The sequence below is a fragment of the Candidatus Pelagibacter communis genome (genome assembly GCF_001180225.1).
Lineage (GTDB): Bacteria > Pseudomonadota > Alphaproteobacteria > Pelagibacterales > Pelagibacteraceae > Pelagibacter > Pelagibacter ubique_D.
In genome coordinates this window covers 1-611 of the sequence record NZ_CVST01000041.1, presented here as the reverse complement: position 1 = coordinate 611, position 611 = coordinate 1, and the positions used below count along the sequence as shown (strand labels likewise).

The 611-nt window shown below is 22.9% G+C and carries 1 protein-coding gene and 1 pseudogene; both read left to right on the top strand.

Annotated elements, in window-relative coordinates; all coding sequences use genetic code 11:
• Positions 1-202 precede the first annotated feature (202 nt).
• The gene (locus AMN99_RS03780) at positions 203-427 is read left to right on the top strand and encodes a DUF6552 family protein (RefSeq protein ID WP_075506507.1); all 225 of its coding nucleotides are present in this window, start codon (positions 203-205) and stop codon (positions 425-427) included.
• A pseudogene (locus tag AMN99_RS03775) lies at positions 427-611 on the top strand (hypothetical protein); the annotation flags it as partial. The gene AMN99_RS03780 and the pseudogene AMN99_RS03775, both read left to right, overlap by 1 nt.

Here is a 611-nt window from a genome sequence, read left to right as displayed (position 1 = left end):
ATCCTGAAGTAAATTTAGAAAATTATGATAAAAATATTATTGTAGGAAATAAATCAATAAAACCAAGATTAACTAAAGTTCCAACAATAATCCCACTACCTAAAAAGAAACACTACGTTTCAATCTATGAACTCCAAAAAAATTAAATTACATTAAAGTTCTTTGTAATAAATCTTTAACATAACATTCATATAAATTTTGAATGTTATTTTTAAAAAAATATCTTAAATGGATAAGTACATTTTTAGTATTAACTGGTATTTTACTTACAAATCTTAATATTTATCCACTGAATATTTATTTTCATGGACTTGGTGTTGTTGGATGGACAATTTCAGGGTTTTTATTAAAGGATAAGGCTATCTTAACTAATTTTGGATTACAAATTCCACTATTTGTAATTGGTATTTATAAAATTATTTTTTAATGAAAAATATATTATTTGTATGCACTGGTAATTCTGCAAGAAGTATTATAGCTGAGAGTATTATAAATAACGAATACTCGAATATATTTAAAGCTTTTAGTGCTGGAAGTAATCCATCAGGAAAAATCAATCAAGATGTTAAAAGTTTTTTAGAGAAAAACAAAAATTATGATCTAAGAAATTA